Annotated in this window: 1 rRNA gene; it reads right to left on the bottom strand. The window is 54.7% G+C overall.

Annotated elements, in window-relative coordinates:
• Positions 1–464, bottom strand: a 16S ribosomal RNA gene (locus R0J87_RS18535); the annotation flags it as partial.

Raw genomic sequence — 464 nt, forward strand, 5'->3', positions numbered from 1 at the left:
GTTTCAGTCTTGCGACCGTACTCCCCAGGCGGAGTGCTTAATTCGTTAGCTGCAGCACTAAGGGGCGGAAACCCCCTAACACTTAGCACTCATCGTTTACGGCGTGGACTACCAGGGTATCTAATCCTGTTCGCTCCCCACGCTTTCGCTCCTCAGCGTCAGTTACAGACCAGAGAGTCGCCTTCGCCACTGGTGTTCCTCCACATCTCTACGCATTTCACCGCTACACGTGGAATTCCACTTTCCTCTTCTGCACTCAAGTCCCCCAGTTTCCAATGACCCTCCACGGTTGAGCCGTGGGCTTTCACATCAGACTTAAAGGACCGCCTGCGCGCGCTTTACGCCCAATAATTCCGGACAACGCTTGCCACCTACGTATTACCGCGGCTGCTGGCACGTAGTTAGCCGTGGCTTTCTGGTTAGGTACCGTCAAGGTGCGAGCAGTTACTCTCGCACTTGTTCTT

The sequence above is a fragment of the Halomonas sp. SIMBA_159 genome (assembly GCF_046536035.1).
GTDB classification, from domain to species: Bacteria; Pseudomonadota; Gammaproteobacteria; order Pseudomonadales; family Halomonadaceae; genus Vreelandella; species Vreelandella venusta_A.